This window comes from Salinimicrobium sediminilitoris, assembly GCF_020866905.1.
In the GTDB taxonomy this organism is placed as follows: domain Bacteria; phylum Bacteroidota; class Bacteroidia; order Flavobacteriales; family Flavobacteriaceae; genus Salinimicrobium; species Salinimicrobium sediminilitoris.
This window is the reverse complement of the sequence record NZ_JAIVCC010000005.1, coordinates 905,221-931,395: the sequence shown is the minus strand read 5'-3', so window position 1 is coordinate 931,395 and position 26,175 is coordinate 905,221. Positions and strand designations below refer to the sequence as shown.

The 26,175-nt window shown below is 42.3% G+C and carries 28 protein-coding genes; 3 read left to right on the top strand and 25 right to left on the bottom strand.

What is annotated here, in order from left to right:
• Positions 1 to 40: 40 nt before the first annotated feature.
• A complete protein-coding gene (locus LA313_RS09355; RefSeq protein ID WP_228914420.1) occupies positions 41 to 679 on the top strand; it encodes a response regulator transcription factor in 639 nt (212 codons plus the stop codon).
• Here the strand turns inward: LA313_RS09355 and dnaG are convergent.
• From dnaG to LA313_RS09260, 19 genes are all read right to left on the bottom strand, one after another.
• Positions 672 to 2,624 (bottom strand): DNA primase, encoded by a 1,953-nt coding sequence (dnaG, locus tag LA313_RS09350; RefSeq protein ID WP_228914419.1) that lies wholly within the window; start codon positions 2,622 to 2,624, stop codon positions 672 to 674. The genes LA313_RS09355 and dnaG overlap by 8 nt on opposite strands.
• A gap of 158 nt (positions 2,625 to 2,782) precedes the next feature.
• Complete coding sequence (locus LA313_RS09345) at positions 2,783 to 3,040, bottom strand: type II toxin-antitoxin system RelE/ParE family toxin (protein WP_228914418.1); 258 nt, start codon at positions 3,038 to 3,040, stop codon at positions 2,783 to 2,785.
• Positions 3,025 to 3,258, bottom strand: a complete 234-nt coding sequence (locus LA313_RS09340) for a hypothetical protein (RefSeq protein ID WP_228914417.1) — start codon at positions 3,256 to 3,258, stop codon at positions 3,025 to 3,027. Before LA313_RS09340 ends, LA313_RS09345 begins: the two co-directional genes overlap by 16 nt.
• Entirely contained in the window at positions 3,251 to 3,460 is a 210-nt protein-coding gene (locus LA313_RS09335) for a hypothetical protein (protein WP_228914416.1), read from the bottom strand. Before LA313_RS09335 ends, LA313_RS09340 begins: the two co-directional genes overlap by 8 nt.
• Positions 3,461 to 3,570: 110 nt before the next feature.
• Positions 3,571 to 4,593 (bottom strand): PorT family protein, encoded by a 1,023-nt coding sequence (locus LA313_RS09330; RefSeq protein ID WP_228914415.1) that lies wholly within the window; start codon positions 4,591 to 4,593, stop codon positions 3,571 to 3,573.
• Between the two features lie 62 nt (positions 4,594 to 4,655).
• Entirely contained in the window at positions 4,656 to 5,381 is a 726-nt protein-coding gene (locus LA313_RS09325) for a hypothetical protein (RefSeq protein WP_228914414.1), read from the bottom strand.
• Positions 5,362 to 5,931, bottom strand: coding sequence for an RNA polymerase sigma factor (locus tag LA313_RS09320; protein WP_228914413.1), 570 nt, complete (start codon positions 5,929 to 5,931; stop codon positions 5,362 to 5,364). The genes LA313_RS09325 and LA313_RS09320 overlap by 20 nt, the downstream gene beginning before the upstream one ends.
• Before the next feature lie 224 nt (positions 5,932 to 6,155).
• Complete coding sequence (locus LA313_RS09315; protein WP_228914412.1) at positions 6,156 to 7,133, bottom strand: polyprenyl synthetase family protein; 978 nt, start codon at positions 7,131 to 7,133, stop codon at positions 6,156 to 6,158.
• A 65-nt stretch (positions 7,134 to 7,198) separates the two neighbouring features.
• Positions 7,199 to 8,254 carry a 23S rRNA (adenine(2503)-C(2))-methyltransferase RlmN gene (gene rlmN, locus LA313_RS09310; RefSeq protein ID WP_228914411.1) on the bottom strand — a complete coding sequence of 352 codons (1,056 nt, stop codon included), beginning with the start codon at positions 8,252 to 8,254 and terminating at the stop codon, positions 7,199 to 7,201.
• Between the two features lie 270 nt (positions 8,255 to 8,524).
• The gene (gene queA / locus LA313_RS09305; protein WP_228914456.1) at positions 8,525 to 9,574 is read right to left on the bottom strand and encodes a tRNA preQ1(34) S-adenosylmethionine ribosyltransferase-isomerase QueA; all 1,050 of its coding nucleotides are present in this window, start codon (positions 9,572 to 9,574) and stop codon (positions 8,525 to 8,527) included.
• A gap of 130 nt (positions 9,575 to 9,704) precedes the next feature.
• Complete coding sequence (gene aroA, locus LA313_RS09300; RefSeq protein ID WP_228914410.1) at positions 9,705 to 10,937, bottom strand: 3-phosphoshikimate 1-carboxyvinyltransferase; 1,233 nt, start codon at positions 10,935 to 10,937, stop codon at positions 9,705 to 9,707.
• 3 nt (positions 10,938 to 10,940) lie between these two features.
• Complete coding sequence (locus tag LA313_RS09295) at positions 10,941 to 11,201, bottom strand: hypothetical protein (protein WP_228914409.1); 261 nt, start codon at positions 11,199 to 11,201, stop codon at positions 10,941 to 10,943.
• Entirely contained in the window at positions 11,202 to 11,528 is a 327-nt protein-coding gene (locus LA313_RS09290; protein ID WP_228914408.1) for a nucleotide pyrophosphohydrolase, read from the bottom strand.
• 51 nt (positions 11,529 to 11,579) lie between these two features.
• On the bottom strand, positions 11,580 to 12,032 hold the full coding sequence (dtd, locus tag LA313_RS09285) for a D-aminoacyl-tRNA deacylase (protein WP_228914407.1): 453 nt from the start codon (positions 12,030 to 12,032) through the stop codon (positions 11,580 to 11,582).
• Positions 12,029 to 12,985 carry a ribosome small subunit-dependent GTPase A gene (gene rsgA / locus LA313_RS09280; RefSeq protein WP_228914406.1) on the bottom strand — a complete coding sequence of 319 codons (957 nt, stop codon included), beginning with the start codon at positions 12,983 to 12,985 and terminating at the stop codon, positions 12,029 to 12,031. Before rsgA ends, dtd begins: the two co-directional genes overlap by 4 nt.
• 165 nt (positions 12,986 to 13,150) lie before the next feature.
• The gene (locus LA313_RS09275) at positions 13,151 to 14,239 is read right to left on the bottom strand and encodes a chorismate mutase (protein ID WP_228914405.1); all 1,089 of its coding nucleotides are present in this window, start codon (positions 14,237 to 14,239) and stop codon (positions 13,151 to 13,153) included.
• Positions 14,240 to 14,246: 7 nt separating this feature from the next.
• Positions 14,247 to 15,095, bottom strand: coding sequence for a prephenate dehydrogenase (locus tag LA313_RS09270; RefSeq protein ID WP_228914404.1), 849 nt, complete (start codon positions 15,093 to 15,095; stop codon positions 14,247 to 14,249).
• Entirely contained in the window at positions 15,092 to 16,240 is a 1,149-nt protein-coding gene (locus tag LA313_RS09265) for a pyridoxal phosphate-dependent aminotransferase (protein ID WP_228914403.1), read from the bottom strand. The genes LA313_RS09270 and LA313_RS09265 overlap by 4 nt, the downstream gene beginning before the upstream one ends.
• Positions 16,237 to 17,064, bottom strand: a complete 828-nt coding sequence (locus LA313_RS09260; RefSeq protein ID WP_228914402.1) for a prephenate dehydratase — start codon at positions 17,062 to 17,064, stop codon at positions 16,237 to 16,239. The genes LA313_RS09265 and LA313_RS09260 overlap by 4 nt, the downstream gene beginning before the upstream one ends.
• A gap of 302 nt (positions 17,065 to 17,366) precedes the next feature.
• Here LA313_RS09260 and gldA point away from each other — a divergent pair, with 302 nt between their 5' ends.
• Positions 17,367 to 18,266 carry a gliding motility-associated ABC transporter ATP-binding subunit GldA gene (gene gldA, locus LA313_RS09255; RefSeq protein WP_228914401.1) on the top strand — a complete coding sequence of 300 codons (900 nt, stop codon included), beginning with the start codon at positions 17,367 to 17,369 and terminating at the stop codon, positions 18,264 to 18,266.
• 222 nt (positions 18,267 to 18,488) lie between these two features.
• On the opposite strand, the gene LA313_RS09250 is transcribed toward gldA, so the two are convergent.
• From LA313_RS09250 to LA313_RS09225, 6 genes are read right to left on the bottom strand one after another with little or no spacing between them, the layout of a single operon-like run.
• Positions 18,489 to 19,259, bottom strand: a complete 771-nt coding sequence (locus tag LA313_RS09250) for a head GIN domain-containing protein (RefSeq protein ID WP_228914400.1) — start codon at positions 19,257 to 19,259, stop codon at positions 18,489 to 18,491.
• Positions 19,256 to 20,344 carry an acyloxyacyl hydrolase gene (locus tag LA313_RS09245; RefSeq protein WP_228914399.1) on the bottom strand — a complete coding sequence of 363 codons (1,089 nt, stop codon included), beginning with the start codon at positions 20,342 to 20,344 and terminating at the stop codon, positions 19,256 to 19,258. The genes LA313_RS09250 and LA313_RS09245 overlap by 4 nt, the downstream gene beginning before the upstream one ends.
• Positions 20,345 to 20,361: 17 nt before the next feature.
• Positions 20,362 to 20,787, bottom strand: coding sequence for an OsmC family protein (locus tag LA313_RS09240; protein ID WP_228914398.1), 426 nt, complete (start codon positions 20,785 to 20,787; stop codon positions 20,362 to 20,364).
• Positions 20,784 to 21,860: a homoserine dehydrogenase family protein gene (locus LA313_RS09235; protein ID WP_228914397.1), complete on the bottom strand. Its 1,077-nt coding sequence runs from the start codon at positions 21,858 to 21,860 to the stop codon at positions 20,784 to 20,786. The genes LA313_RS09240 and LA313_RS09235 overlap by 4 nt, the downstream gene beginning before the upstream one ends.
• Complete coding sequence (locus LA313_RS09230) at positions 21,823 to 22,836, bottom strand: alpha/beta fold hydrolase (RefSeq protein WP_228914396.1); 1,014 nt, start codon at positions 22,834 to 22,836, stop codon at positions 21,823 to 21,825. Before LA313_RS09230 ends, LA313_RS09235 begins: the two co-directional genes overlap by 38 nt.
• Positions 22,837 to 22,892: 56 nt before the next feature.
• Positions 22,893 to 24,197: an O-acetylhomoserine aminocarboxypropyltransferase/cysteine synthase family protein gene (locus LA313_RS09225; protein WP_228914395.1), complete on the bottom strand. Its 1,305-nt coding sequence runs from the start codon at positions 24,195 to 24,197 to the stop codon at positions 22,893 to 22,895.
• Between the two features lie 1,092 nt (positions 24,198 to 25,289).
• Between LA313_RS09225 and LA313_RS09220 the strand changes: the two genes are divergently transcribed.
• Positions 25,290 to 25,922 carry a hypothetical protein gene (locus LA313_RS09220; RefSeq protein WP_228914394.1) on the top strand — a complete coding sequence of 211 codons (633 nt, stop codon included), beginning with the start codon at positions 25,290 to 25,292 and terminating at the stop codon, positions 25,920 to 25,922.
• Positions 25,923 to 26,175: the final 253 nt, after the last annotated feature.

The window sequence follows — 26,175 nt, the reverse complement described above, 5'->3', positions numbered from 1 at the left end:
AAGTATAGTCTGTGAAATTTCTTGTGCTAAAATTCTAACGATGACTAAAATTTTAATTGCAGATCACCATCCTATTACCCGAATGGGTATTTCCTCACTTTTGGAAAAGGAAGGTGTGTACGAAGTAGTAGGGAAAGTAACCAACGGGAAGGATCTTTTCAGGGCTCTGAAAAACAAAAATCCCGATGTATTGATCCTCGAGATCGATTTACCGGACATAAATGGAATTACAGCGCTAAGAACCATAAAATCTGAAAATCCCGGAACCAAGATCCTTATCCTTAGCTGTCATCCCGAAGAAATGTATGCTTTGAACTCTATTAAAGCGGGTGCCGCTGCTTATCTTTCAAAAACCGTCTCTACAGATATTCTCCTGGAGGCAGTACATCAAGTAGCCAGGGGAGGAATATATCTTAACAAGGAAATTAGTGAAAAGATCAACTCTGGCACTACAAGATCCAATAACCTTGTTTCGCGGTATAAAAAACTCTCCACCAGGGAAATTGAAGTACTCAATTTACTGTCCACTGGGAAAAGAAATAAGGATATCGCTGAAGCCTTGAAAATTAATGAAAAAACGGTGAGCACCTATAAAACCAGGCTTCTTAAAAAATTACGTGTAGATAACCTTGCCGATCTAATTAACCAATCCCGCTTATTGCAAATAAAACCTACATAACCCGGTTAAGTTTGCCCGACAGCACCTTTTTTAGAGAAATATAATCCATAATGTCCTGAAGGATTCCCATTGACTCCTCGGGGGGAACTTCTTTTATTTCCCGGTTCAGTTCATTAATTTTTCGGTTCACAAGGTATCTTCTCAAAGCGAGAATTGTCTCATTTACCAGGCGACCAATTTCAGCCTTTTTCCCCTTTACAAATATTTCCATCCTTTCCCAGTCATGTAGAACATATTGCTCTTCATCCATTAAAATACTTGTTACTTCCGAAGCATTTTCAGGCTGTAATCCATTTATAAAAGTGTCTATGGAAAATTCTTCTTCTTCGTTATATTTTTGGATAACCAGTTGATAGATTTTCTGGAAATGCTCATTTGCAAAGGCAACTTCATCTTCCTGTAGATCGAGAAAGATCTTTTCATAAACCTTCGCTGTTACCATTTCGGGTTCGAGGGTAATTTCACCTTTATCGTCTACCTTAACGACCAGGTCTTCAAAATCTTCCTCCATCATTCCGTAGTGCAGCAAAAGACTAATAATGGTTCGCTCCAGCACATACAACTCGTCAACCTTCACCCGCGGCGCAGGGTCATCCCTTACTACTTCAAACTGCTGGGTCTTTTTGGCAGCCGGTTTCCCCTGGGCCTTTCCTCCAAGTTGGGCAAGGGTGGTAAATAATACTTCTTCAGAAATATCCATGATGCGGGAGGTTTCCTGCACGTAAACTTCCTGCTGAATATTATCGGGTATCTTTGAAATGCTGCTCACCATATCCCGAATTAGGGAAGCCTTCTTGACGGGATCATTCTTAGCTTCCTCCATCAAGAGGGAAGCTTTGTAATTAATAAAGTCCTTTGAATTTTCCTTCAGGTACAGCCTTATATCTTCTTCAGAATTCTTTTTGGCAAAACTGTCGGGGTCCTCCCCTTCCGGAAAGGCACAAACTTTCACGTTCATCCCCTGCTCCAGGATAAGGTCAATCCCACGAATGGATGCACGCTGGCCGGCAGCATCACTATCGAAAAGTACCGTAATATTTTTTGTGAGCCTGTTGATAAGCCTTATTTGCTCTGGAGTTAAAGCCGTACCCGAAGAAGAAACCACATTCTCAATCCCGGCCTGGTTAAACTGGATCACATCAGTATAGCCTTCTACCAGGTAGCAATTATCTTCTTTGGCAATAGCCTGCTTTGCATGGTAGATACCGTAAAGCACCTTACTCTTGTGATAAATATCACTTTCGGGGCTGTTAAGGTATTTTGCTGCTTTTTTATCGTTGGTAAGTATCCTTCCACCAAAGCCAAGCACACGACCACTCATGGATTGGATAGGAAACATTACCCGACCTTTGAACCTGTCAAACTGCTTATCTTCTTTTACAATGCTCAGCCCGGTTTTCTCCAGGTATTCCAACTTGTAACCCTTTTTAAGGGCTTCATTGGTAAAGGCGTTCCAGTCATCCAGGCAGTAACCCAAATTGAATTTTTTGATGGTCTCATCTGTAAAACCCCGCTCCCTGAAATAACTAAGACCAATGGCTTTTCCCAGCTCGGTCTTTAGCAGGTTGTTCTGAAAGTATTTTGCAGCAAATTCCGAAACAAGGAACATGCTCTCCCTCTCATCTGCCTGCTCCTTTTGCTCCTGGCTCTGCTCTGTCTCTTCAACTTCAATGTTGTACTTCTTTGCCAGGTACTTGATAGCTTCGGGATAAGTGAAATGTTCATGCTCCATTAAAAAAGCCACCACATTTCCTCCTTTCCCGCTGGAAAAATCCTTCCAAATCTGTTTCACAGGAGAAACCATGAAACTTGGAGTACGTTCATCGCTAAACGGGCTAAGGCCTTTGTAATTGCTACCCGATTTCTTCAGATTTACAAAATCGCCAAGCACCTCCTCAACGCGGGAAGCTTCAAAAACACGGTCTATGGTAGATTTCGAGATCATTTTTCTACTGCGGAAATTTTGCTCAAATGTACGTTAATAACTATAAAACAGAAAAGGGATTACCCGCTGGGAATCCCTTTCGGTAAAGTTTCTCTGAGAAGTACCCTCAGTCATTTTTTGACTCACAAATTCAACTTTGTTGGATCTTGACGGCTATCTCAGACCGTGAGGATGAGAATATGATCTTTAAAATTTTCGTAGAATATCAGGTAATCTTTAACAACATAAGACCTTACCTCCAATAGAGAAGTCGGTTTTCCAATGGCTGAATTCTCACTTATCTGCTGCACAGCTTCTTGAAATAATCTGAAGAGCTTTCTACTGTAAAGCTTAGATTTATTTCTCTTATGCCAATACTCCAGAATATTCCTCCTGTCAGTTTTGGCCCGCAACGACCAAACTACTGCTTTAGCCATTCTTCTGTTTCCCGGTCTACTTCTTCATTAGTGAAAAACTCTCCTTCCTTATATTGCTGTTTTGCCTCTTCTATAGCCGAAATCTGGTCCCTATTTAAATTGTAGAATTTCTCTCCCGTCTCTGCCGAAAGAATATCATACAGCACTTTAAGTAAATGCAGGTTCTCCACTTGCTTTATTTCTGCAATTAATTTCTCTCTAATTTCCAGCTTATTCATAACAAATAGTTGTTAATTCCTTCAAAATTGCCTCTTTACCTACATCTTTCCCGGTGTTTTCGGCCTCCATAATCTTTCCTAAAAGAAAATCCTCCTGCTCTTCTTTAGAAAGAATTTTTCCTTCTTCCCCAAGTTTTTTCACTAGTTCCAGAATACGTTCGGCATTCCCCGAATTCTTGGTATTTATTATAAGGGTTTCCATGATTGATTATTTCCTTTTCTAATATAGCAAAAAACATGCTACAAAATCACCACAAAAAAGGACCCCCGCAGGCGCCCTTTTCTTCAGTACTCATTGTTTAAGGCTAATTCTTAATTCGCATCAAATCGCAGACCTATGGAAATGTTTCGCATCTCGGGGTTTGGATCTTTAAAAATAGGATTGAGATCGTACTTCACATAAATGGAGGCATCTCCCCAACCAAGATAACCACTCAGCCCATAAATAAAGTCGTTTGTATTATAATCCCCCTTGAGCTTTTCCTTCACCTTTTCTCCATCCTCTTCATATTTCAATTTTTGACGTTCCCCCAGGTTTACACCAGCGTAGCCCCCAAGACCGATCTTAAGTTTGTTATGCGTTGAAAACCAAACACTGCGCGGAGTTTCGACTTTTTTAGAAGGACCAAACTCAAAATGAACAGGAAATACAAGATTATCCATCCTGAATTTCGACTTGTCCAGGTCAAGGGGATATTCCTCCAGCATAGTGAGGTCCCCATCTTCTACAAAGAAACGATTATCTGTAGGTTTCAAACCATTGAACTGAAATGAGAACCCATACCGTAGACGCATAAAGTTACTTTGTTCAAAAACGCGGGTCCTCCACGCAATTCCAAGTTCGAAAAACCGGCTGCCCCCTACTTTAAAGTCAGAATCATTGATAGACTGGTCTTCGGTAAGTGCATTATTGAATCCCACGGCTAGTACAAGGTGAGTAGAGGTCCGGCTGTACTTGCTTTTGTTGTACCAGTGATCATCATCATCTTCCTCCTCCTCATCTTCCCACTCAAATTCCTCGGCTCCCTCTTCCCGGGTGAGCAGGGCGATCTGGTTATCAATTATTGCTACCCTGTTCTGGATATTCATGGCGTGTTTCCTTGCCGCCTCACCCTTCATTTTTTCTGCCTCTTCCCAGTCGATTTCCTTGGCCTGGGCACGCCTGTTAATAGCTTCTACCTCCAGTTTTAGAGCTTCCTTCTCCTCGGCGATGATCTGCTCTTTTTGTTTTTCCAGCTGTTCGATCTTTTCACTATTTGTTTTTTCCTGCGCCACAGCAGGATTAACAACAAAGGAACAAAGGGTTAAGAGCATTAAAAATGTAATATTTTTCATGATTTTAATTTTTTGGGCTTCTGTAAAAAGCCCGTTAGTTGATTGATTGATGAATTATTTGATTAAAAATCCCTGTTTGCGACTGCAGTTTTTGCCCTGGAAAGACCTTCTTTTACAACCTCAAATACTTTTTCCCTAAACGACTGATCCAGTTCATATTCTACCTGGTGCAATAAATCCCCCGAATTCACTGTAAAGACAGGATCAGATTTTAATTCGGCAGATGCCAGCAATAAAAGAGCTTCCACTTCGGTATCACTTACTTCGGAAGGTATTTGAGGTTCAGATATTATCTCTTTATTTTCAGCCAGCAGCAATTCATTTTCAGGTTTTACAACTTCAATTGCTTCTGAAGAAATTTCTGAAGCTAGCAGGCTTTCTTCTTCGGAAGCATCTCCAACAGGGGGCTCAAATATGACATTTTTGGAAGGTTTTTTAGCTGAAGATTTTTTCTCAGTTTCAGGATCCTTTTGCTCCTCTTTACCTTCTGAAGTAGCCAGCTGAATTACCTCAGGCTCCTGTGTTTTTCCCTCTAGAAACGGCTCTTCTGAAGTTTGCTCCACCACCTGCGACCCTTCCGAAGCTACTGGAGCATTGAAATACGTGCCCAGGGTAAAGAAGATCACGGCTACGGCTGCTGCGGAACTGATCCATAACAGGTAAGGTTTTCTCAGCTTCTTCTTTTTCTCCAGCCGCTGCTCAAGACGACCCCAGCTTTGAGAAGAAGGCTCTATTTCCCTCTCTTCAAGCAAGGTTTTTATCTTATTTTCAAATTTTTCCGATCCCATATTCTGTCATGTTTTCCTGTTTCAGCTTTTCCTGCAGCATCTTTCGGGCTTTAAAAAGCTGTGATTTAGAAGTTCCTTCAGTAATGTTCAGCATTTTTGCAATTTCTGAGTGCTTATAACCTTCCACAGCATACATCAAAAACACCATTTTATAACCTTCGGGCAAGCTATCGATCATCTCCTGTATGTGTGCCGCATTGAAGTCTTCAGTAAAGGTGTAAGAGAAATCACTATTTTCCGGCACCTCATCTTCAGCAAATAATGAACGCTTATCTTTCCGGAGAAAAGAGATCGCCTCCCTTATCATGATCCTGCGCATCCAGCCTTCAAAGCTGCCTTCATCCCGAAAATCTTCCAGGTGGGTAAATACCTTAAAAAATCCGTTAAGCATTACTTCTTCGGCATGCTGAAGATCCTTCACATACTGCCGACAAACGCTGAGCATTTTCCCCGAATGTTTCTCATAGATCTTACGCTGTGCCTGCCGGTTACCGGCGGCTGCACGTTTTATCAAAAGAGAATCATTTTTAAAGAGTTGAATTACTTTCACCTGCTTAGCTTTTCAAAAGGCCTTCTATTAACATAGACGAGTGAAAGTTACAAAAGGTTGCCTGAGGGTGAGATTTTTTCTAAAAATTTTCCGGAGAAGTCAGCTTTCTTCTTCTAAAAAGAACATTTTTTTTAAAGGCATGTTTTTCACGTGCAATTATAAGTAGGCACAGGAGAAAAATTTTTCTCTAAATCAATAGAAAGGAAAATCGCACAATGGCGGAATTACTTCTTACGTTCAATAACGTAATTGACCATTAGGATGAGAGAATCTTTATAGGGAGAATCGGGATATTCTTCAAGTAAAGCCAGCGCCTCTTGTTGAAAGGATTTCATTCTGGCAACGGCATAGTCCAACCCTCCATTGTTCTTTACAAATTCGATGACTTCCTTTACCCGTTTGCCGTCTTTATTGTGATTTTTTACAGAGTTTATCACCCACGCCTTCTCTTTAGGAGAAACCTTGTTAAGCACATGAATAAGCGGGAGGGTCATTTTCTGTTCTTTAATATCAATCCCGGTAGGTTTTCCAATGCGTTCGTTACCGTAATCAAAAAGATCATCCTTGATCTGGAAGGCCATTCCTATAAGTTCTCCAAAATGGCGCATTTTCTCCACTTCAGAAGAATCTGGTTGCACAGATGCTGCTCCAAGGCTGCAACAGGCAGCAATTAGCGTAGCTGTTTTTTGCCGAATGATCTCGTAGTAAATATCTTCGGTAATATCCAGGCGACGGGCTTTTTCGATCTGCAATAGTTCGCCCTCACTCATTTCCCGTACAGCAACTGAAATTATTTTCAGTAAATCAAAATCGTTATTATCAATGGAAAGCAAAAGTCCTTTTGAAAGCAGGTAATCCCCAACAAGAACGGCGATCTTGTTTTTCCAAAGGGCGTTAATAGAAAAGAATCCACGGCGACGGTTGGAATCGTCCACCACATCATCGTGAACAAGAGTAGCGGTGTGTATGAGTTCGATGACAGAAGCTCCCCTGTAGGTACGTTCATTTACCTTCCCGTCTGCAACCATTTTTGCAACAAGAAAAACGAACATAGGCCGCATTTGCTTACCCTTCCGGTTTACAATAAAGTGGGTGATTCTGTTTAAAAGAGCAACCTTCGAAGACATCGACTGAGTGAACTTTTTTTCAAAAAGTTCCATCTCCTTTTCTACCGGCAGCTTTATTTTGGAAATTACCTTCATAAGGGCTGCTAAGATAGTTAAAAGATTAAATTTTCAACCCTTCAAAAAATGACCTTTTTGACAGTCTATACGGTAACTTCCTTGGATTTGTTTGCAAGCTGTCCACAGGCTGCATCTATGTCCTTCCCGCGGGACCGGCGAACGGTACAGGTGATGTGGTTGCGCTCCAGCTCCCTCACGTACATATTCGTAGTTTCTTCGGGTGCCTGCATGAAAAGATCGTCGCCAATTGGATTATATTCAATAAGGTTCACCTTACAGGGAACATACTTACAAAATCTCACCAACGCATCTACATCCTTTTTACTGTCATTGATCCCTTTCCACACCACATATTCATAGGTGATACGGCTTCCCGTCTTTGCATACCAGTATTCCAGTGATTCCCTTAGGTCTTTAAGAGGAAAGGTTGCATTGAATGGCATAATGGAAGTCCGCACCTCATCAATGGCTGAATGCAGGGAAACAGCAAGCTTAAACTTCACCTCCTCATCGGCCATTTTTTTGATCATTTTTGGTACCCCAGAAGTGGAAACGGTAATACGTTTTGGTGACATCCCTAAACCTTCGGGAGAAGTAATCATTTCTATAGCCTTAAGAACATTATTGTAATTCATAAGCGGCTCCCCCATTCCCATAAAAACAATGTTGGATAACGGCTTATCAAAGTACAACCGGCTCTCATTATCAATGGCTACTACCTGATCGTAAATCTCATCGGGATTGAGGTTTCGCATTCGCTTCAGCTTTGCAGTCGCGCAGAACTTACAGTCAAGGCTGCAGCCTACCTGGGAGGAAACACAAGCGGTAGTACGTGTTTTGGTGGGAATTAAAACAGATTCCACGGTAAGATCATCGTGTAATTTTACTGCATTTTTGATGGTCCCGTCACTACTCCGCTGCATCTGGTCCACCCGAATGTGATTGATCACAAAATTATCCTTCAGCATTTGACGCGTGTCCTTTGAGATATTGGTCATATCTTCAAAAGAATGAGCACCTTTACCCCACAGCCACTCATAAACCTGAGTTCCGCGGAAGGATTTATCTCCCTGAGAAACAAAGAATTGCTGAAGTTGTTCTTTGGTCAATGCTCGTATGTCTTTCTTTCCGTTTTTCACGCTGCAAAAATACTAAAGTTATTGTGATTTCTAATACTCCTCTAAAATGTCATTTTTGAGGATCAATAAGTTAGCCAATTTTTGGTTACAGGTTGCAGGGTTGCAAGTTTCCCGCTGATCGCACAAATAATCACAGATCTGAATTATGAAAAGAAATGAAAATCCGTAGATACTACTTCATCAAGATGTAAAACAAAACCTCACAGGTCTCAAAGACCTGTGAGGTTTTGTTTTATTTAAACTGCCTACTGTAAACTGAGAACTACCTACTTAAAGAATAAGCATTGCATCCCCGTAGGTGTAGAATTTATATTTTTCTTTCACCGCTTCAGCATATGCCTTTTTCATGAAGTCATGACCTGCAAAGGCAGAAACCATCATCAATAAAGTCGATTTTGGGGTATGGAAGTTGGTGATCATACAGTTCGCTATACTAAAATCGTAAGGAGGGAAGATAAATTTATTGGTCCATCCACCAAATTCATTTAGAGTTCTGTTCGAAGAAACAGAGCTTTCCAGGGAACGCATCACAGTAGTTCCTACTGCACAAACTTTACGTTTTTCGCTAATAGCTTTATTAATAGTATCTACAGCCGGTTTTTCAATAAAAGCTTCCTCGCTGTCCATTTTATGTTTTGAAAGATCTTCTACCTCAACAGGGCTAAAAGTCCCCAATCCAACGTGTAGTGTCACCTCGGCAAAATCAATTCCCTTTATCTCTAACCTCTTTAAAAGGTGCTTTGAGAAGTGAAGTCCGGCAGTTGGTGCCGCTACAGCCCCTTCAGATTTTGCATAGATCGTTTGGTAACGCTCCTTATCTTCAGGCTGTACCTCTCTCTTGATGTATTTTGGCAGCGGAGTTTCACCCAGCTCTGTCAGTTTATCACGGAATTCTTCATAAGAACCGTCATACAGGAAACGAAGTGTTCTCCCGCGGGAGGTAGTATTGTCAATGACTTCGGCCACAAGGCTTTCATCCTCTCCAAAATATAATTTATTCCCTATCCTAATCTTTCTGGCTGGATCTACAAGCACATCCCACAAACGGGTTTCGGCGTTTAATTCCCTCAAAAGGAACACTTCAATACGAGCACCGGTCTTTTCTTTATTACCAAATAAACGCGCAGGAAAAACCTTAGTATTGTTCAATACCATCACGTCATTTGGTTCAAAATAATCGATAAGATCCTTGAATTGTTTGTGCTCAATAGTTTGATCTTTTCTATTCAAAACCATTAAACGTGCCTCATCCCTGTTTTCTGAAGGATATTCGGCCAAAAGTTCTGGTGGCAGATCAAAGCTGAAGTGCGATAATTTCATTCCCATATAAGATAGTTTTTTTGAAGCTGCAAATATACGACCTCGAGATAGGCGTTGTCAAGTAAATGCAGGTTTATTTAAGAAATCTGTTAATTGACGCGGCCACACAACGGGTTCTTTTGAAAAATTTTTAGTCGACCGCTGAATCTTCTACAGAAAACCCAAGCTGCTGCATATCTTTCCAAAACCCCGGAAAAGATTTACTCACCACCCCGGCATTTTTGATTCCTATTGGCACTTTTAAGGCCAAAGGTGCAAAAGCCAGTGCCATACGATGGTCATTATAAGTATCGATTGAAATATTTAAATTTATTTCTTCGGAAGCTGAAAGCTGCAGCGAATTCTCTGTAATTGAAACCTTACCCCCAAGCTTCTCAATCTCGTTCTTCAATGCCTGAAGCCTATCTGTTTCCTTGATCCTTAAGGTATGCAAACCTGTTAACCGGGCTTCTATTCCAAGGCCAAAGCAGGTGACGGCAATCGTCTGCGCAAGGTCGGGGCTGTTGGAGAGGTCCAGCTCCAGAATATTGGGAAGTAGTATTTCAGTTTTCTCCAGCTTTATCTCACCTTCCAAAAAGGTGGTTTTTACACCTAATTTTCGGTAGATCTCTGCTACGCTTCTGTCTCCCTGCAAACTATTTTCCCGATAGGAAGTTAGAATAATCTCTGCCGAATTCGAAAGGGCTGCGAGGCTGTAAAAATAAGAAGCTGAACTCCAGTCAGATTCTACAGTAATTTCAGTTTTTGGCACCGATTTTTGTGGCCCGATAGAAATTTTATTGTTTTCAAAGCTTCCGGAGATCCCACACTGCTTCAGGAGTTGAAGGGTCATTAAGATATAAGGTACAGAAGTTACTTTTCCTTCCAGGTGTATATGCAAACCTTCCGGCATTCCGGGTGCAATCAGCATCAAAGCCGAAATATACTGGCTACTGATGTTTGCCAATACTTTCACTTCATTTTTAACCAACTTTTTTCCTTTGATGCGTAAAGGTGGATAACCTTCTTTGTTTTCATAAGAAATCTCTGCTCCCAATTCCCGAAGTGAATCTACAAGAATCCCGATTGGTCGTTCCTGCATTCTTTGGCTACCGGTCAAAATTACCTCCCGGCCTTCGGTAGATGCCAGGTAAGCGGTTAAAAACCGCATTGCCGTACCCGCGTGATGAATGTCTATAACCTCTTCTAAAGAAGTAAGAGCAGTTTGAAGTACCCGGGTATCATCGCTGTTGGAAAGGTTTTGAATTTCAATGGAAGGAAACTGCGCCTGCAATATAAGAAGCCTGTTTGATTCACTTTTTGAACCGGTAACAGAGATCCTGCCGGCAAGTTCCCGGCTCCTAATAGAAAGCTGCAGCTGCATAGATTACTCTCTTTTGAAATTCTTGCGCCTACTGGTCATATACATTGCATACACAAGACTTATTGCAGCCTTAACAAGAATATATTCTACCCATTTCCCATCCGCAAATTCATCCTGGTAAATAGCACTAAAATCCCCCGACATGATCTGGCGAAAATGAGAGATGATCAATGAAAGTCCCACGAATATTACAAAAAAGATAACTCCTAATTGGAAAACTTTTGTCCAGTAATCCGGATTTTTAATGTCTTCTAAAATGCGCATTTATTTTAATTTTTTATTGTTTTTATGCCTGTCTTTGTCCCGCTGAGATTTGAGATCAAGTTTTTTATCAAAGGCTTCCTGGAGGTTGATGCCGGTTTGATTGGCAAGGCAGAGCACCACAAACACAACATCGGCAAGTTCCTCGCCCAGGTCCTTTGCTTTGTCGCTCTCTTTTTCACTTTGTTCCCCATAACGACGGGCAATAATGCGGGCCACTTCCCCAACTTCTTCGGTAAGCTGCGCCATGTTGGTGAGCTCATTAAAATACCTCACCCCGTGCTCTTTGATCCAGTTATCTACTGCTTTTTGAGAATCCTGTATGTTCATTATGTTTATTTTGAACCCTTTCAGGGTTAGAACCCCGAAAGGGCTATTCTATCATTCCTTATTTTTTGAATCCAAAATTATAGTCACAGGCCCATCATTTAATAGCTCCACTTTCATGTCTGCACCAAATTCTCCTGTGCCTACTGCTTTTCCAAGCTCCTGCTCAAATCGGTTTACAAATTCCTCGTATAAAGGAATAGCAACGTCGGGTTTGGCGGCTTTAATATAACTGGGACGATTTCCTTTTTTTGTGCTCGCATGCAGGGTGAACTGGCTTACCACTATACCATCCCCATTCACGTCAAGTAGAGAATCATTCATCACTCCATTGGAATCATTAAAGATCCTCATGTTCACGATCTTTTTGCATAGCCATGCAATATCTTCGGAAGTATCTTCTTCAACTATTCCCAACAGGATCAATAAACCTTTACCAATTTCAGCATTTTTGACACCATTTATAGTGACCGATGCTTTAGAAACTCTTTGTATTACTGCTCTCATTCGGGCTGGTGATTGTCAAATCGATAATTCTGTTCGTCTTCGCCTTTCAATATTTGCAGATAACTTTTGTAACGGGACCAGGGGATCTCCCCGGCTTCCAACGCCTCTTTTACAGCGCATTTAGGCTCTTCCAGGTGAAGGCAATTATAGAACTTACAATCCTGTTTCCGCGCAAAGAACTCCGGAAAATAATTCCCTAATTCTTCTTTTTCGATATCTACTACCCCAAAACCTTTTATCCCGGGAGTATCAATGATCTGGGCACCAAAATCAAGATCATACATTTCAGCAAAAGTAGTGGTATGCTGGCCCTGACGGTGCTGCTCAGAAATTTCGGTAGTCTTTAGGTCCAGTTTAGGTTCGATCGCATTGATCAAAGTAGACTTCCCTGTTCCGCTATGACCGGAGATTAGACTGGTTTTCCCCTTCATAAGCTCTTTTACCTTCTCCACATTTTTTCCGGTCTTTGCCGAAATCCTTATACATTCATAACCAATTTGCCGGTACATGGCTGCGAGATATTTCACCTCGTCCAGCTCATCATCATTATAGGTATCTATCTTGTTGAAAAGCAAAATTGCCTTGATCTCATAAGCTTCCGCAGTGATAAGGAAACGATCAATAAAAATGGTAAAGGTTGGCGGACTTTTCATGGTCACCAGTAAAAAAGCCTGATCAATATTTGAGGCAATAATATGCGTTTGCTTTGACAGGTTTACCGATTTGCGGATAATGTAATTTTCCCGCTCCTTGATCCCTGTGATCACCCCGTTTTGATCTTCTTCGGAAGTATTTTCCAGTTTAAATTCCACCCGGTCTCCCACAGCCACAGGATTGGTGCTTTTAATACCCTTGATCCTGAACTTTCCTTTAATTCGGCATTGATAAAAGTGTCCGTCATCAGCTTTTACCTGGTACCAGCTTCCGGTAGATTTGTAAACAGTTCCTGTCATAAATTTTTTTTAGGTTTTGGAGCTTTCCGCAATAGGAAAAAAGTAGCACTCAAAACCATATATTCTGTACTCTTAACTAGATAGGCAAAATTACATTATAAATTTTCAATACCTATTATTTTACAACATTGCAGTATCTGCACCTGCAATAACAACCCTCGTCTTTTACTGCATAGACCTCATGATCTTCTCCTGGTGGTCGATTGACTCCTGGTGAATAGCTTTGAAGATCCTCATGATAAATTCTTCACTCAATCCATTCTGCTGCCCTTCCCCGGTCATTTTTTCCAGAATTTCACTCCATCGCTGATTTTGCAGCACCGCTACGTTCTGTGATTTTTTAGCTTTCCCTATTTCATCAGATATCTTCATTCTTCTCGATAGCACGTCCAGTAATTGAGTATCGGCAATATCTATCATCGCTCTCAAACTCTGAAGTTTGGACTTAAATTCCTCGCTTTCTGAAATCACTTTCCTAATCCTCAAATCTTCCATAAACTGCACCAGTGTGGCCGGTGTAATTTGTTGGGCGGCGTCACTCCATGCATTATCGGGATCGTAGTGTGTCTCTACCATGAGTCCGTCATAGTTAAGGTCCAGAGCGGTCTGGCAAAGATCAAAGATCGACGTCCTGTTTCCGGCAATGTGCGACGGATCAAGGATCAACGGCAAATCGGGGAATTTTGTCTGTAGATCAATAGGAATCTGCCATTCAGGATTATTCCTATACCTGGTCTTTTCGTAAGTGGAAAATCCGCGGTGGATCACCCCAAGGTTTTTGATATCACTAGTGTAAAATCTCTCCACCGCTCCCAGCCAAAGGGAAAGATCGGGGTTCACCGGATTTTTTACAAGCACAACCTTGTCTGTACCTTTAAGAGCATCGGCAATTTCCTGAATAATAAAAGGAGAAACCGTAGTTCGTGCGCCTATCCACAGGATATCAATATCATGTTTGAGAGCGAGATCCACGTGGTTTGGATTGGCAACTTCCGTCGTAGTCAACATTCCGGTTTCCTCTTTTGCTTTCTGAAGCCATTTTAGCCCAAGCGCACCCACACCTTCAAAATTACCCGGGCGGGTTCTCGGTTTCCATATCCCTGCCCTTAAAACTGTGGCATCGGTGTCTTTTAACTGGTGTGCTATTTTGAGTACCTGCTCCTCAGTTTCTGCACTGCAGGGGCCGGCAATTACAAGGGGATGATCCAGTCCAAAATTGTCCAACCAGGTTCTCAGTTCCTTTTTATTTTCCATTTTATGATCAGTTTATTCCGTTTAAAATCGTTTTAATATGATTTGTTCGTTCCATCTCCAGAAAAACCTCCTGAAAATCATCATTTTCGATAAGATTTTTGAATTTGGTAAGGTTGCTAATATATTCTTCCAGTGTCTCCAGGATGTTGCCTTTGTTCTGCTGAAAAATTGGGGTCCACATAGCGGGAGAACTCTTCGCAAGTCGCACTGTGGATGCAAATCCACTTCCTGCCAGGTCAAAAATGTCTTTTTCGTTCTGCTCTTTCTGAAGCACGGTTTTTCCCAACATAAAAGAGCTGATATGCGACAGATGAGAAACATAAGCGATGTGCCGGTCGTGGGACTTGGGATCCATATACCTAATGCGCATTCCCAGCTTCTGAAATATTTCCAACCCTCTTTCCTGAAGTTTAAAAGCTGTTTTTTCCACTTCACAAATAATATTGGTTTTATTCCTGAAGAGGTCTTCTACAGCGGCTGAAGGTCCCGAAAATTCTGTACCCGCAATAGGATGAGCCGCCAGGAAGTTTCGTCGGTTAGGATGCTGCTCTATCGCTTCACATAATCCCGATTTTGTCGAACCTGCATCAAAAACAAGCGTATTTGCCCTTACTTTATCAAGGACCTCAACGGCCACTTTCTTTGCCACATCAACAGGAACGGCAATAATCACCACGTCTGCATGATCTAATGCTTCCAACCCTGCAGGACGGTCAATGAGCCTGAGTTTTTGCGCCTTATCGAGATGAGCTTCATTTGCATCACTCCCGGAAATTTCCACTTCCGGAAATTCTCTCCGCAATCCCAATGTAAAAGACCCGCCTATTAAACCTAAACCTATAATATGAACCTTCATGCCGATAATCTTTTACAGGCTTTAATAATAGTTTCTTCGGAAGAACAAAGAGAGAACCGGATGTACCCTTCCCCCTGACTCCCAAAAATAAATCCCGGGGCCACAAAAATATGATACTGCTTTAAAAGATGATCTACAAAAGCTTCCGAAGTAATACCTCTTGGTACCCTGCACCAAAGGAACATTCCGGTTTGATCTTGGGTAAAACTACAGTCAAGGGCATCTGCCAATATGCTTATTTCCTCTTTCCGGCGCAGGTAGATCTTATTCTGCTCCCTAAACCAGTCTGGCGGAAGTCTCAATGCCATTGCCGCACCCGCCTGTAGCGGGAAAAACATTCCGCTGTCCATGTTGGTCTTCACTTTCAGGACAGAATTGATGTGTTTTTCACTTCCGCAAAGCATCCCAATTCGCCAGCCGGACATATTAAAACTTTTACTTAAAGAATTCAGCTCCAGCACGCCGTCTGTATCATCGGCATACTTCAAGATACTTTCCGGCTCCTCATTCAGGATAAAACTGTATGGGTTGTCATTTACTATAAGAATGCTATGCTTTTTTCCGAAGGCAATAAGCTGTTCAAAAATTGCCTTTTTTGCCACCGCACCGGTGGGCATGTTAGGGTAATTTACCCACATTAATTTCACACTGCTTAGATCCCTCTTTTCCAGTTGCTCAAAATTGGGCAGCCAGCCGGTTTCTTCACTAAGATCGTACAACACCGTACTGGCTCCCACCAAACGACTAACAGCAGCATAGGTGGGGTAGCCGGGATTTGGCACAAGCACCTCATCTCCTTCATTTAAAAACGCCATAGAAATATGCGTTATTCCTTCCTTGCTGCCCATGAGGGGAAGGATCTCAGTTTCTGAATTCAGGTCTACGTTATAGAAATTCTGGTAGAATTCTGCTATAGCTTTCCGAAAGTCATTAGTTCCGCGATACGGCTGATACTGGTGAGCATCTGGGTTGAGCAAGGCCTTTTGTAAAGCCGTCATCACCTGTGGCGGTGGCGCAAGGTCTGGGCTTCCCACGCCCAGGTTAATAATAGGCTTCCCGGAATCTTGTAAAGCCCTCACTTCCTTCAATTTTGTTGAGAAGTAGTATTCTTCAACATGATTTAATCTACTGGCTTGTGCTATCATAATAACCCGTTTTTATAAATCCCCAATACTTTTAATTCTTCAGTTAATCCTGAAAGTATTCCCAATACCTTTTGAAATTCCTCTTCATTCTGAAACAGCACATCTATAAAAAATGCATACTTCCAGGGGATATCAACTACCGGAACACTTTGAATCTTGGTCATATCAAGATCAAAATCCCGTAAAATATTTAGTACACTTACCAGGCTTCCTTTTTTGTTTTCAAGAATGATCTTGAGAGAAGCCTTATTAGATCCGGTGACTACAGGGGCCGCATTTTTGGAGGAAAGCACCAGGAAGCGAGTGGAATTGCTCTTCATAGTCTGTATTCCTTCATTCAGGATCTCCAGATCATAGATTTGGGCTGCAGACTTGCTGGCGAGAGCCGCAACCCCTTTAAGTCTTTGCTCGCTTATTCTTTTAGCCACATCTGCAGTATCCGTATCTTCTATAAGTTCAATGTGCGGATGATCTTTGAAAAAATCCTGGCACTGTAATAATGCCATTGGGTGAGAACAGACTTTTTTAATATCTCCGATCTTTTGCCCCGGAAGCGCCATAAGATTCATAAAAATGGGTATGTAATGCTCCCCTTTTATCTGAAGATTGTTTTCGTCGATCAAAGCATAATTAGGAAGTATAGTACCGGCCGTGGAATTCTCTATGGCCATTACCGCACTAACAGACCGGTTGGTCAACAAACTATCCACCACTTCCCGAAAGGAGCGGCATTCATCTACCTGCACATCCTGCCTGAAGTATTCCCCGGCAACCTGGTGGTGAAACGAACCTTTTATTCCCTGTATTGCTATTTTTTCTTCCATTTTATGGCAAAAAAAAATCCCGATGCTTACATCGGGATTTCAGTTATAACTATTAGTTTAATTATATGGCACTCCCGATCCTATCTCTGTTATAGAAATAAAAATAATACCAGGCGTTCCAGATAAATAAATTGCTCATTCTCATCTTTGTGAAAAGCTAATGTAGTACATATTTTCAGAAAACGATATTTTTTTTGTAATAATTCACGAGAACGATTTAGTAGAATTCCCTTGCTCCGGACTTCTCCTTCTAAAATTTCCTTCTTTTGAAAAAGTTGATTTACTTTTGAAAAAAAGCTGCTATGTCCATACAGGTAAATAAGATCTCAAAATATTACGGGGAGCAAAAGGCCCTTGACGAAGTTTCCTTTTCTATTCAAAAAGGGGAAATTGTAGGCTTTCTCGGTCCCAACGGCGCGGGAAAATCAACTTTAATGAAGATCCTTACCGGTTATTTGCAGCCATCTTCGGGGGAAGCTACTGTTAACGGTCATCCCCTTGCAGAAGAGATGTTGGAGGCACAAAGAAGCACCGGATATTTACCAGAACATAATTCCCTTTATACCGAAATGTACGTGCGGGAATACCTCGAGTTCAATGCGCTCATTTACAAGGTGCCAAAAAGCCGAATTGAAGAGGTAATTATTCAGACCGGATTATTGCCCGAAGCCAATAAAAAGATCGAACAACTTTCCAAAGGTTTTCGGCAGCGGGTAGGCCTTGCAAATGCCCTCTTACACGATCCCGAAGTTTTGATCCTGGATGAACCTACCACCGGATTGGATCCTAACCAATTGGTCGAAATTCGGGAATTGATCAAACAAACCGGCAGGGAAAAAACCATTTTTCTCTCCACCCACATCATGCGCGAAGTGGAAGCCTTATGCGAGCGGGTGATAATTATCAACAAAGGAAAGATCGTAGCCGATAAAAGTCTTGCGGAATTACGCGACGAACAGGTGCAGATCATTGAGGTAGAATTTGACTACCGCATTGAAGAAGTTGCCCTGCAGCGCCTGCCTTACCTTTTAAATATTAATAATATCGTTGGATTTGTCTATGAGCTCACCTTTGACACTGAAAAAGATATGCGCCCCACAGTGTTCGACTTCGCCCACGACAACGGATTAAAAACCCTACAATTAAACCGGAAAAATAAGAACCTTGAGAATTTATTTTCGGAATTGACGCTGAAGAAATAATCAACCCACCTCCACCAGACCTGCAAGGTTTTTAAAACCTTGTAGGTCTTATTTTTCAGGTAGAAACCTACAAGGTCCAAAAAAGACCTTGCAGATTAATTCGGATATCCAAAACCGCTAACAGAATTGAATCTCCGGCAGAATCAGAAAATTATCCGTGCATCCGTGGCTAAAAGAAAAAAGATCTTGCAGGTTTGGTTGGAATTTAACCGCTGTCAGGGTTTACTCAAAGATCAACTTGCCGGTATAAAACGTCTCCACCTGAACTATGGGTGGCCGGTTGACAGAGATCACATCTCCCGTACTTCTTATTTCCCCATTCAACACCTGCTGCGGATTAACGAGCAACTTATTCGTCCCGCGGTGCTGTATCTCCACTGTCTCTGCGATCATTTCCTGCGCTTCCACCCTGCCGTCGCCATTTGCAATGTAAAGATCAAGATGATCTGTTTCCCCACGGAGAAAGAAATTAGAGAAATCATCCCCTGTCACCCGCACATGATCTGAGACCAAATGCAGATCAAAATCCCCTACCGTATACACTCCTTTTGCGCGTTCCTGGTTAAGACTACGCAGCCAGATGTCCGGAAAATGTAATTCCCCCACACTTTTTATAACGCGGTTCCCTGAATTTTGCAGCCACTCCAGATTAGGGACGGTAACATAGATATTGGTAAGACCATAATCCCGCAATAAATTACATCCGTTGGAATTTCGCAGAATAAGTCTGTCGTCAACGACTTCAGCAGAGATCTCCTTCATTAGGTTCTCCCCTGTTTCCACGGCAACCTTATGTTCTGTCCCCTGCTCAATAAACAGGTTGATATCCTCGTAAACAATGAGTTCGTGAAAAGCTTCTACCTGAATTTCTTTTGTAATCTTCTTCCCGGCGGTTTGGAAACAATCGGGTGCGTCTTCTGTATCACAGCCCAGAAAAAGCAGCAGGCTCAAAAAAGGCAATATTGGCAGGTATTTTTTCAGCAGCACATTCATAACCGGTATCCTATTGAAAATTCAACTGCTTCGGCATTTGCGCCATGCGAGCGGACGGTTACAGATCCAAAAAGGTCATTCCATATCTCTCTTTGCAAACCAACGCGATTGTAGATCCTGTCCACATATTTATCGTACGGATAGTAAACATAGTATCCTAAATGCGTAATGAGACTAAGCTTCCTGAAGGTCAATTGGTGTCCCGCAAAGATCCCAACCCGCTTCGCGTCTTCATCTCCCGCCGAACCGTCAAGCGGAAAAGCGACCGAATGAAAATAAATATATTCTTCCATTGCCCGTGACAGGAAAAGTTCTGCTCCCGCCTGTAACGTACTCTTATGGTTCAAAGCCTTATCGGCATAAGCTGAAAGTGTTAGGAAAGGATAAGATTCCGATCCTATTACCCCGGTCGTATTCACTCCGCTTCTCAAAACAAAGTTGTACCTAAAGGGTGCCGAAAATGGCATTTTTGGATCCTTGGGAATAAATTCTCTTTGAGAGCCGTGGTCAAAATCGTAATTCAATCCGGCGCTCCAGGCCAGGGTGTTGGTGGAGCTGTTTGGAGATTTGAAATCGGCATTGGAGTAATGGATCAATGCAAGGCCTGTCTGGAATCCAAGGCCGCCTAGAAGATTTTCGAATTGAAGATTTCCGGTGAAAATGGTGGAACTGAGCAGGCGGGAGCCGTAGGCGTTGTTGCGGTAATTGTCATCGGGATGATACGGATTCGTGGTCACTGCCAGGCCCTGCCCTACTTTTAGCAAAAGGTGCCTATTTAAAAGGTAAAAACCCAGATGTGCATAAGCGCCAAAATTTTCGCCTAAATGCTCATTTTTAAGATCCTGATAGGAGAGCGAAAATCCCACGTTGGGATAATTGTACCGCCTCTCCCAGGGCTCATCCCCGTAAGTCTTCCGGTTGAAATGCAGCAGGAGCCCATAGGGATGTTCGGTAATAAGGTGAGAGATATTCGGGTTGTGCTCCCAAATGCTTCCGTAGAAATAATTTGCCTCCAACGAGTAATGCTTCTCCTGCGAAAAAACAGTCGCAGAGATCAGCATAACAAGAAACAGCAATTTTTTCATGGGGTCAGGTGCCGGAATTACTTACTCACCGGAGAACCGTTCAATATAACTTCCGAAGTAATTTCGGCTGTCTTTTCCAGCATTTTTGCAACTGAACAGTACTTTTCCAGGGAAAGATCTACTGCTCTTTTTGCTTTATTTTCAGGAATTTCCCCATCAATTGAGATCTTTAGGTGAATTCTGGTGAAAACATTGGGAACAGCACCGTCAACTCTAAAACCTTCAACATCCATCTCCAGATTAGTCATCTCCAGTTGTTGTTTTTTCAGGATCATTACAATATCAATTCCGCTGCAGCCGGCAATTCCCATGAGTAGCAACTCCATGGGGCTTGCTCCCTGCGGATTCGGTTCACTCTTGTTATCGAGATGAATTACATTGCCGCGTTCATTAACTGTTTCAAAATGGTAGTTGTCGTTGAGCCTTTTTAGATGGATCTTCATGAGGGTAATTTTTCGGCTAATTTAATTAAATCTGTAAGAACTCCACGTGCCGTCACTGCGGCTCCTGCACCCGCGCCTTTAATGACCAAAGGCTGCTCGCCATAAGATTCTGTAAATATTTCAAAGGAAGAATCGGCATTTTTAAGGCTGCCAAGGGCAGAAGTTCGGTTTTCGGTCACCAGTTTCACATCCAGAATTCCGGTTTGAAGATCCAGCTCGCCAACATGCCGTAGTACCTCATCATGCCTAAGATCCTTTTTTAGTTTCAGAAAAATCGGGTCCAGATCCTTCTTTTTCTTTTGAAAATTCTTGAGGGTAGATTGCCCGTTGAGATGAACCGGCACCAGGTCCTGAATGCTTATCTCCTCAAACTCTTTTTGTAACCCCAGTTCCCTGCCAAGGATCAACAGCTTACGGGCAACATCTTTTCCAGAAAGGTCTACCCGTGGATCGGGTTCTGTGAAACCTTTGTCGGCCGCTTCGGTAAGAACTTCCGAAAATGCCTTTTCCACCTCGCAATAGGTATTGAAGATATAGCTAAGAGAACCTGAAAATACTCCCCTCACCTTTGTCACCCGCTCATTGGCACGATAAAAATTCCGCAGGGTCTCAATAACTGGCAATCCGGCACCCACGTTTGTCTCATAGAGAAAATGCTTGTTGTGCTCCTGCAACGTTTCCCGTAATTGAGTATAGAATTGAGACGAAAGGGTATTGGCTACCTTATTGGCGGCAACGATGTGAAAACCGCCACGAATAAGATCAAGATAATTATCCACAAATTCCTCACTGGCCGTAGCATCTACGGCAATAAGATTCTCGTACTGCTGTTTTTGCACATAATCCAGAATATCCTCCAGCTTATAAGGAAAACCGAAATTCTTTAGATCGGCTTCCCACGAAGGCTGCTGATTCTCCTTTTGAAAAAAAGCTGTTGTAGAATTAGCGATGACGGGCAGGTTGATCTCAAGGTCTTCTTTCTGCTGAAGTGATTCCCGGGCCTGCAAAATTTGATTTACAAGGATACTTCCTACGTTACCGGTTCCAAAGAGAACTATATTTATTTTCTTCATTTTGTGTGTTATTTTGATTAAAAATGGAATCTAAAATTTGTGATAACTGCTCATATTCGATAAGAAAAGCATCGTGGCCATGAATAGACTTGATCTCGTGGTAACTCACATTTTCCTTTACTTCGGAAAGTTCCCGATAGGTTCCCCTTATTTCCTCCGGAAGAAAAAACAGGTCGCTATCGATCCCTATAAGATGGATACTCCCGCTGATCTTTTTAGCAGCTGCTGAAGGTTCCCCTTTCCCTCCCGAAACATCTATGGTAGTAAGCAAATGGTTCATTAGCTTATAAGCTGCGAGTTCAAACCGGCCTTCCAGCCTCCTGCCGTGATAGCTTAGCCAGTTCGCCACTTCAAACTGGAAATTGAGTTCGTTCCTTTTCCGGCGGAATTTTGCTGAAAAGGAAGCCGGAGTACGATAAAAAGTCATCGCGTGCATGCGGGCATCGTGAATGGGATCTACCGAATTGTTGAGGATCTGGTCCTGTACCTTACACTGCCCCAGCACCCAGTCGGTAGCCTTGAGATCGGTCGCTATGGGAATTAGGTTTTGTATGAGGTTTGGCTTTAGCACTGCCAGATGCCAGGCAAGAGCTCCGCCGATTGATCCACCAATGGCTGCAAAAAGGCTTTCGATCTTCAGCTCCTCAAGAACAGAGGAAAAGATCCTGGCCACATCATGTATGGTAAATTCTGTGTAATTGTGCAACAGATGTTCACTATTCCCACTTGCGCCATTGCCGGGAACGTTGATCGCCAGGATGCAAAACCTGTTGGTGTCGATACATTTGTTGGGACCAATCAGTTCCTTCCACCAGCCTTTCTCTCCCGTGACATCGGCATTTCCCGTAAGGGCATGATTCACCAGCACTACAGGCGCAGTGCCGGCTTCCCTGCCAAAAAAGCGAAAAAACACATGAATTTTTTGAAGGCTGCCGCCGGAATTTTCAAAGTCGGGAAGTATGATTTCCTGTAACATAAATTATTATTTTACCGGAACAGCAGACAATATTTCAGCTATTCCGGATTGGGTTCTTATGCTGTTTTAACTGCTTTCTTATTGGAAATTTGCGCCAGGGCCTGTTCCAGGTCTGCTTTAAGATCTTCCAGGTCTTCCAAACCAACAGAAAGTCTTACCAGATCCTTTGTTACACCGGTTGATTCCTGCTGCTGGTCATTTAACTGCTGATGCGTAGTGCTGGCGGGGTGAATGATCAAAGATTTAGTATCCCCAATATTGGCTAGCAAAGAGAAAAGTTTTGTTTGGTCCACTAACACTTTTGCAGCTTCATAGCCGCCTTTCACTCCAAAAGTCACCACTCCGCTTTGCCCTTTTGGAAGATATTTTTGTGCCAGTTTATAATAAGCACTGCTCTCCAGCCCGGGATAGTTCACCCAGCTCACTTCTTCTTTTTGCTGCAGCCATTTTGCCAAAGCCAATGCATTTTCGCTGTGTTTTTTGATCCTTATCTCCAGGGTCTCTAACCCCTGAATGATCTGAAAAGCATTGAACGGACTAAGGGCAGCGCCTAAATCCCGTAAGCCTTCGATCCTTACTTTAGCTATAAAGGCTGCTTCTTTTAAAGCATCGTGATAAACGAGTCCGTGGTAACCGGGAGACGGTTCGGTGAATTCCGGAAATTTGCCGTTGGCCCAATCAAATTTTCCGGCGTCGTTAATGACTCCGCCGAGAGAAGTACCATTGCCGGCGATGTATTTTGTGAGGGAATGGATCACCAGGTCGGCGCCATGATCTATAGGTTTGACCAAAGCAGAAGTGGCTACTGTATTATCCACTATAAATGGAACTTTATGTTCCTTAGCCACTTTGGAAATCGCCTGCAGATCGAGCACATCGAGCTTCGGGTTTCCAAGTGACTCTACAAAAATTGCACGGGTATTCTCTTTTACAGCTTCAGAGAAATTTTTTGGATCTGTAGGATCTACAAAAGTAGTATTGATGCCGAGCCTGGGTAAAGTAACGCCCAGTAGATTGTAAGTTCCGCCGTAAAGACTGCTGGAAGCGACGATATGATCTCCGGTTTTTAGCAGGGTGAGCAGCGTTGTGCTTATGGCCGCCGTTCCAGATGCTGTTACTACAGCAGCGATCCCGCCTTCGAGCGCCGCCAGCCTTTGCTCCAGTACATCATTTGTTGGGTTGTTCAGTCGGGTGTAAATGAAGCCCGGTTCGGCCAGGGAAAATAGATTTGCAGCGTGATCTGAATCTTTGAAGACGTAAGAAGTTGTTTGGTAAATGGGAACTGCTCTGGTTCCGCCATTTGTTGTTACGTCATGGCCTGCATGCAGGGCGTTGGTCGAAAATTTTTGTGGTGTATTCATGGGTTCAATGTTTAAAGTTTAAGGTTTAATTGTTTGTTGTTTCGGGTTTATGGTTTATGGTTGCGTTGTCGGTTGCGGGTTAAAAATGGCCTCGAATTCACGAATGTTTTAATTTTCCCAATTTGGAATTTGGAATTTGGTACTAGATGCTTTTTAAGTTTTTGTTGTCGGTTCTCGGTTCTCGGTTTTCTAATTTTTAATTGTCATCTCGACAGAGCATTTTCTTTCGGAGAAAGGAGATGCGACGAGAGATCTCATCCGGGTTTCCTCTGTTGTTGTCTTTTACTCATTGGTGACTGATTATTGTTCATTGTTTACTGTTTATTGTTGCGGGTTGCGGGTTGCGGGTTGCGGGTTGCGGGTTGCGGATTAAAAAACCCTTTCCAAATTGGAATTTGGTGCTTGAAAGTTGGTGCTTCGTTATTTTTCATTGCTAATTGCCTAAAAAAAAAATCCCTTTGACTCGCTTGCCAAAGGGATTTTAGTAACTGAATATATAACTAAATTAGATCCTCATCTTTTGGCAATAGCGATTTCCTGCGCACATCATGCACATCATCATACAACGCATCATCATTGCTGTTACCGGGTTAATTTTCATTTTTTCTGTTTTAGCTGTCATCAGCTTTAGTTTTTAAAAGGTCTTTAAAATGCCATTTTTGGCACCTCTTGTTTTATACTTAAAACAAAAAAGCCGCTGCGGTGGCAGCGGCTTTTTGCAATTTTATCTTTTCAGGATCATGCAATAGGACGCGCTGCGGACTTTCTCCACATCATGCACATCATATTACAAATTACCTGTTTCATTTCCTGTTTTGTATTAGGCAAAGTTAACGACAGAAAACTTTAAGGAACAAATAAATTTGAAAATAATTTGATTTTTTCAGGAAATCCAAATGTTTGTAGAGGATTTTCTTTTAAATATTAACTTGAAGAACAACATTCTTCGTAAGAGTGTAGGAATTTGCGAATTCTCCTAATAAAAATTCGTGAATTGGCACTTAAAAAGTATTAAAAATTGCCATTTAAACGCTTGGTTGTTAGTAATTTATACATGATAACAATCCCCCCTAAACCTTAAAAATAACAGTTATGAAAAAAATTTTACTTCTATCGACTTTGATGATTTTTGGATTCACCCATATTTCCCATGGGCAATTGCAGGAAGGAAATTTTATGCTAGGGGCCGACATTGGAAGTGGTCTTAGCACTACTTCTACCAACGGACTCTTCGGAATTAACATTGGGTTAAATGAAGATTCGGGATACAACATCGGGATAAGTCCAAAGGCCGGATATTTCTTCACCGATACCTTTGTCGCAGGAGCAATTGTGAACCTGGGGTATAACAATTCTGAAGGACCCGATGATGAATCGGTTAATACTTTTGTTTACGGAGTCCAGGCATTGGGAAGATTTTATGTGGCACCCTCAGATATCAATCTTGGCAATAAAATACCTACCGGCTATTTCTTTTTGGAAACTCATGCAGGTATTGCCGGGGTAAATGTGGAAGATGGTCCAACCACCAATGGTTTTGCCTTTGGATTTGGCCCGGGATATTCCCTGTTCCTTAACCAGTACGTGGCTCTTGAGGCGAGCGTGAAATACAATGGCCTGGTGGGTGGAGGAAACACAGATTATCAGCATTCTTTAGGCATCAACCTGGGGATACAGATATTCCTTTCCCGTGCTGAGGCAGAAGCTACTGCTGAAGAATTTTAATAATTGGTCTTCTGATTCTAAAAAAGGCTTTTCACGGGATCTACCGGTGAAAAAGCCTTTTTTATACGATAGCCATAGTTAGATAGCCTTGCGCTAAGGATTGAGCGGTTGTTGGAGCTCTCCCGAAGCCTTATGGATGAGGGAAGCGACCCGCGAAAGCCTGACGGGACGGCCGGGAGGACGGGGCGGAGCGCCCAAACCATTCTTAAAAATAGAAATTAGTATCCTGATTTGAATCAAATTCCATACATTT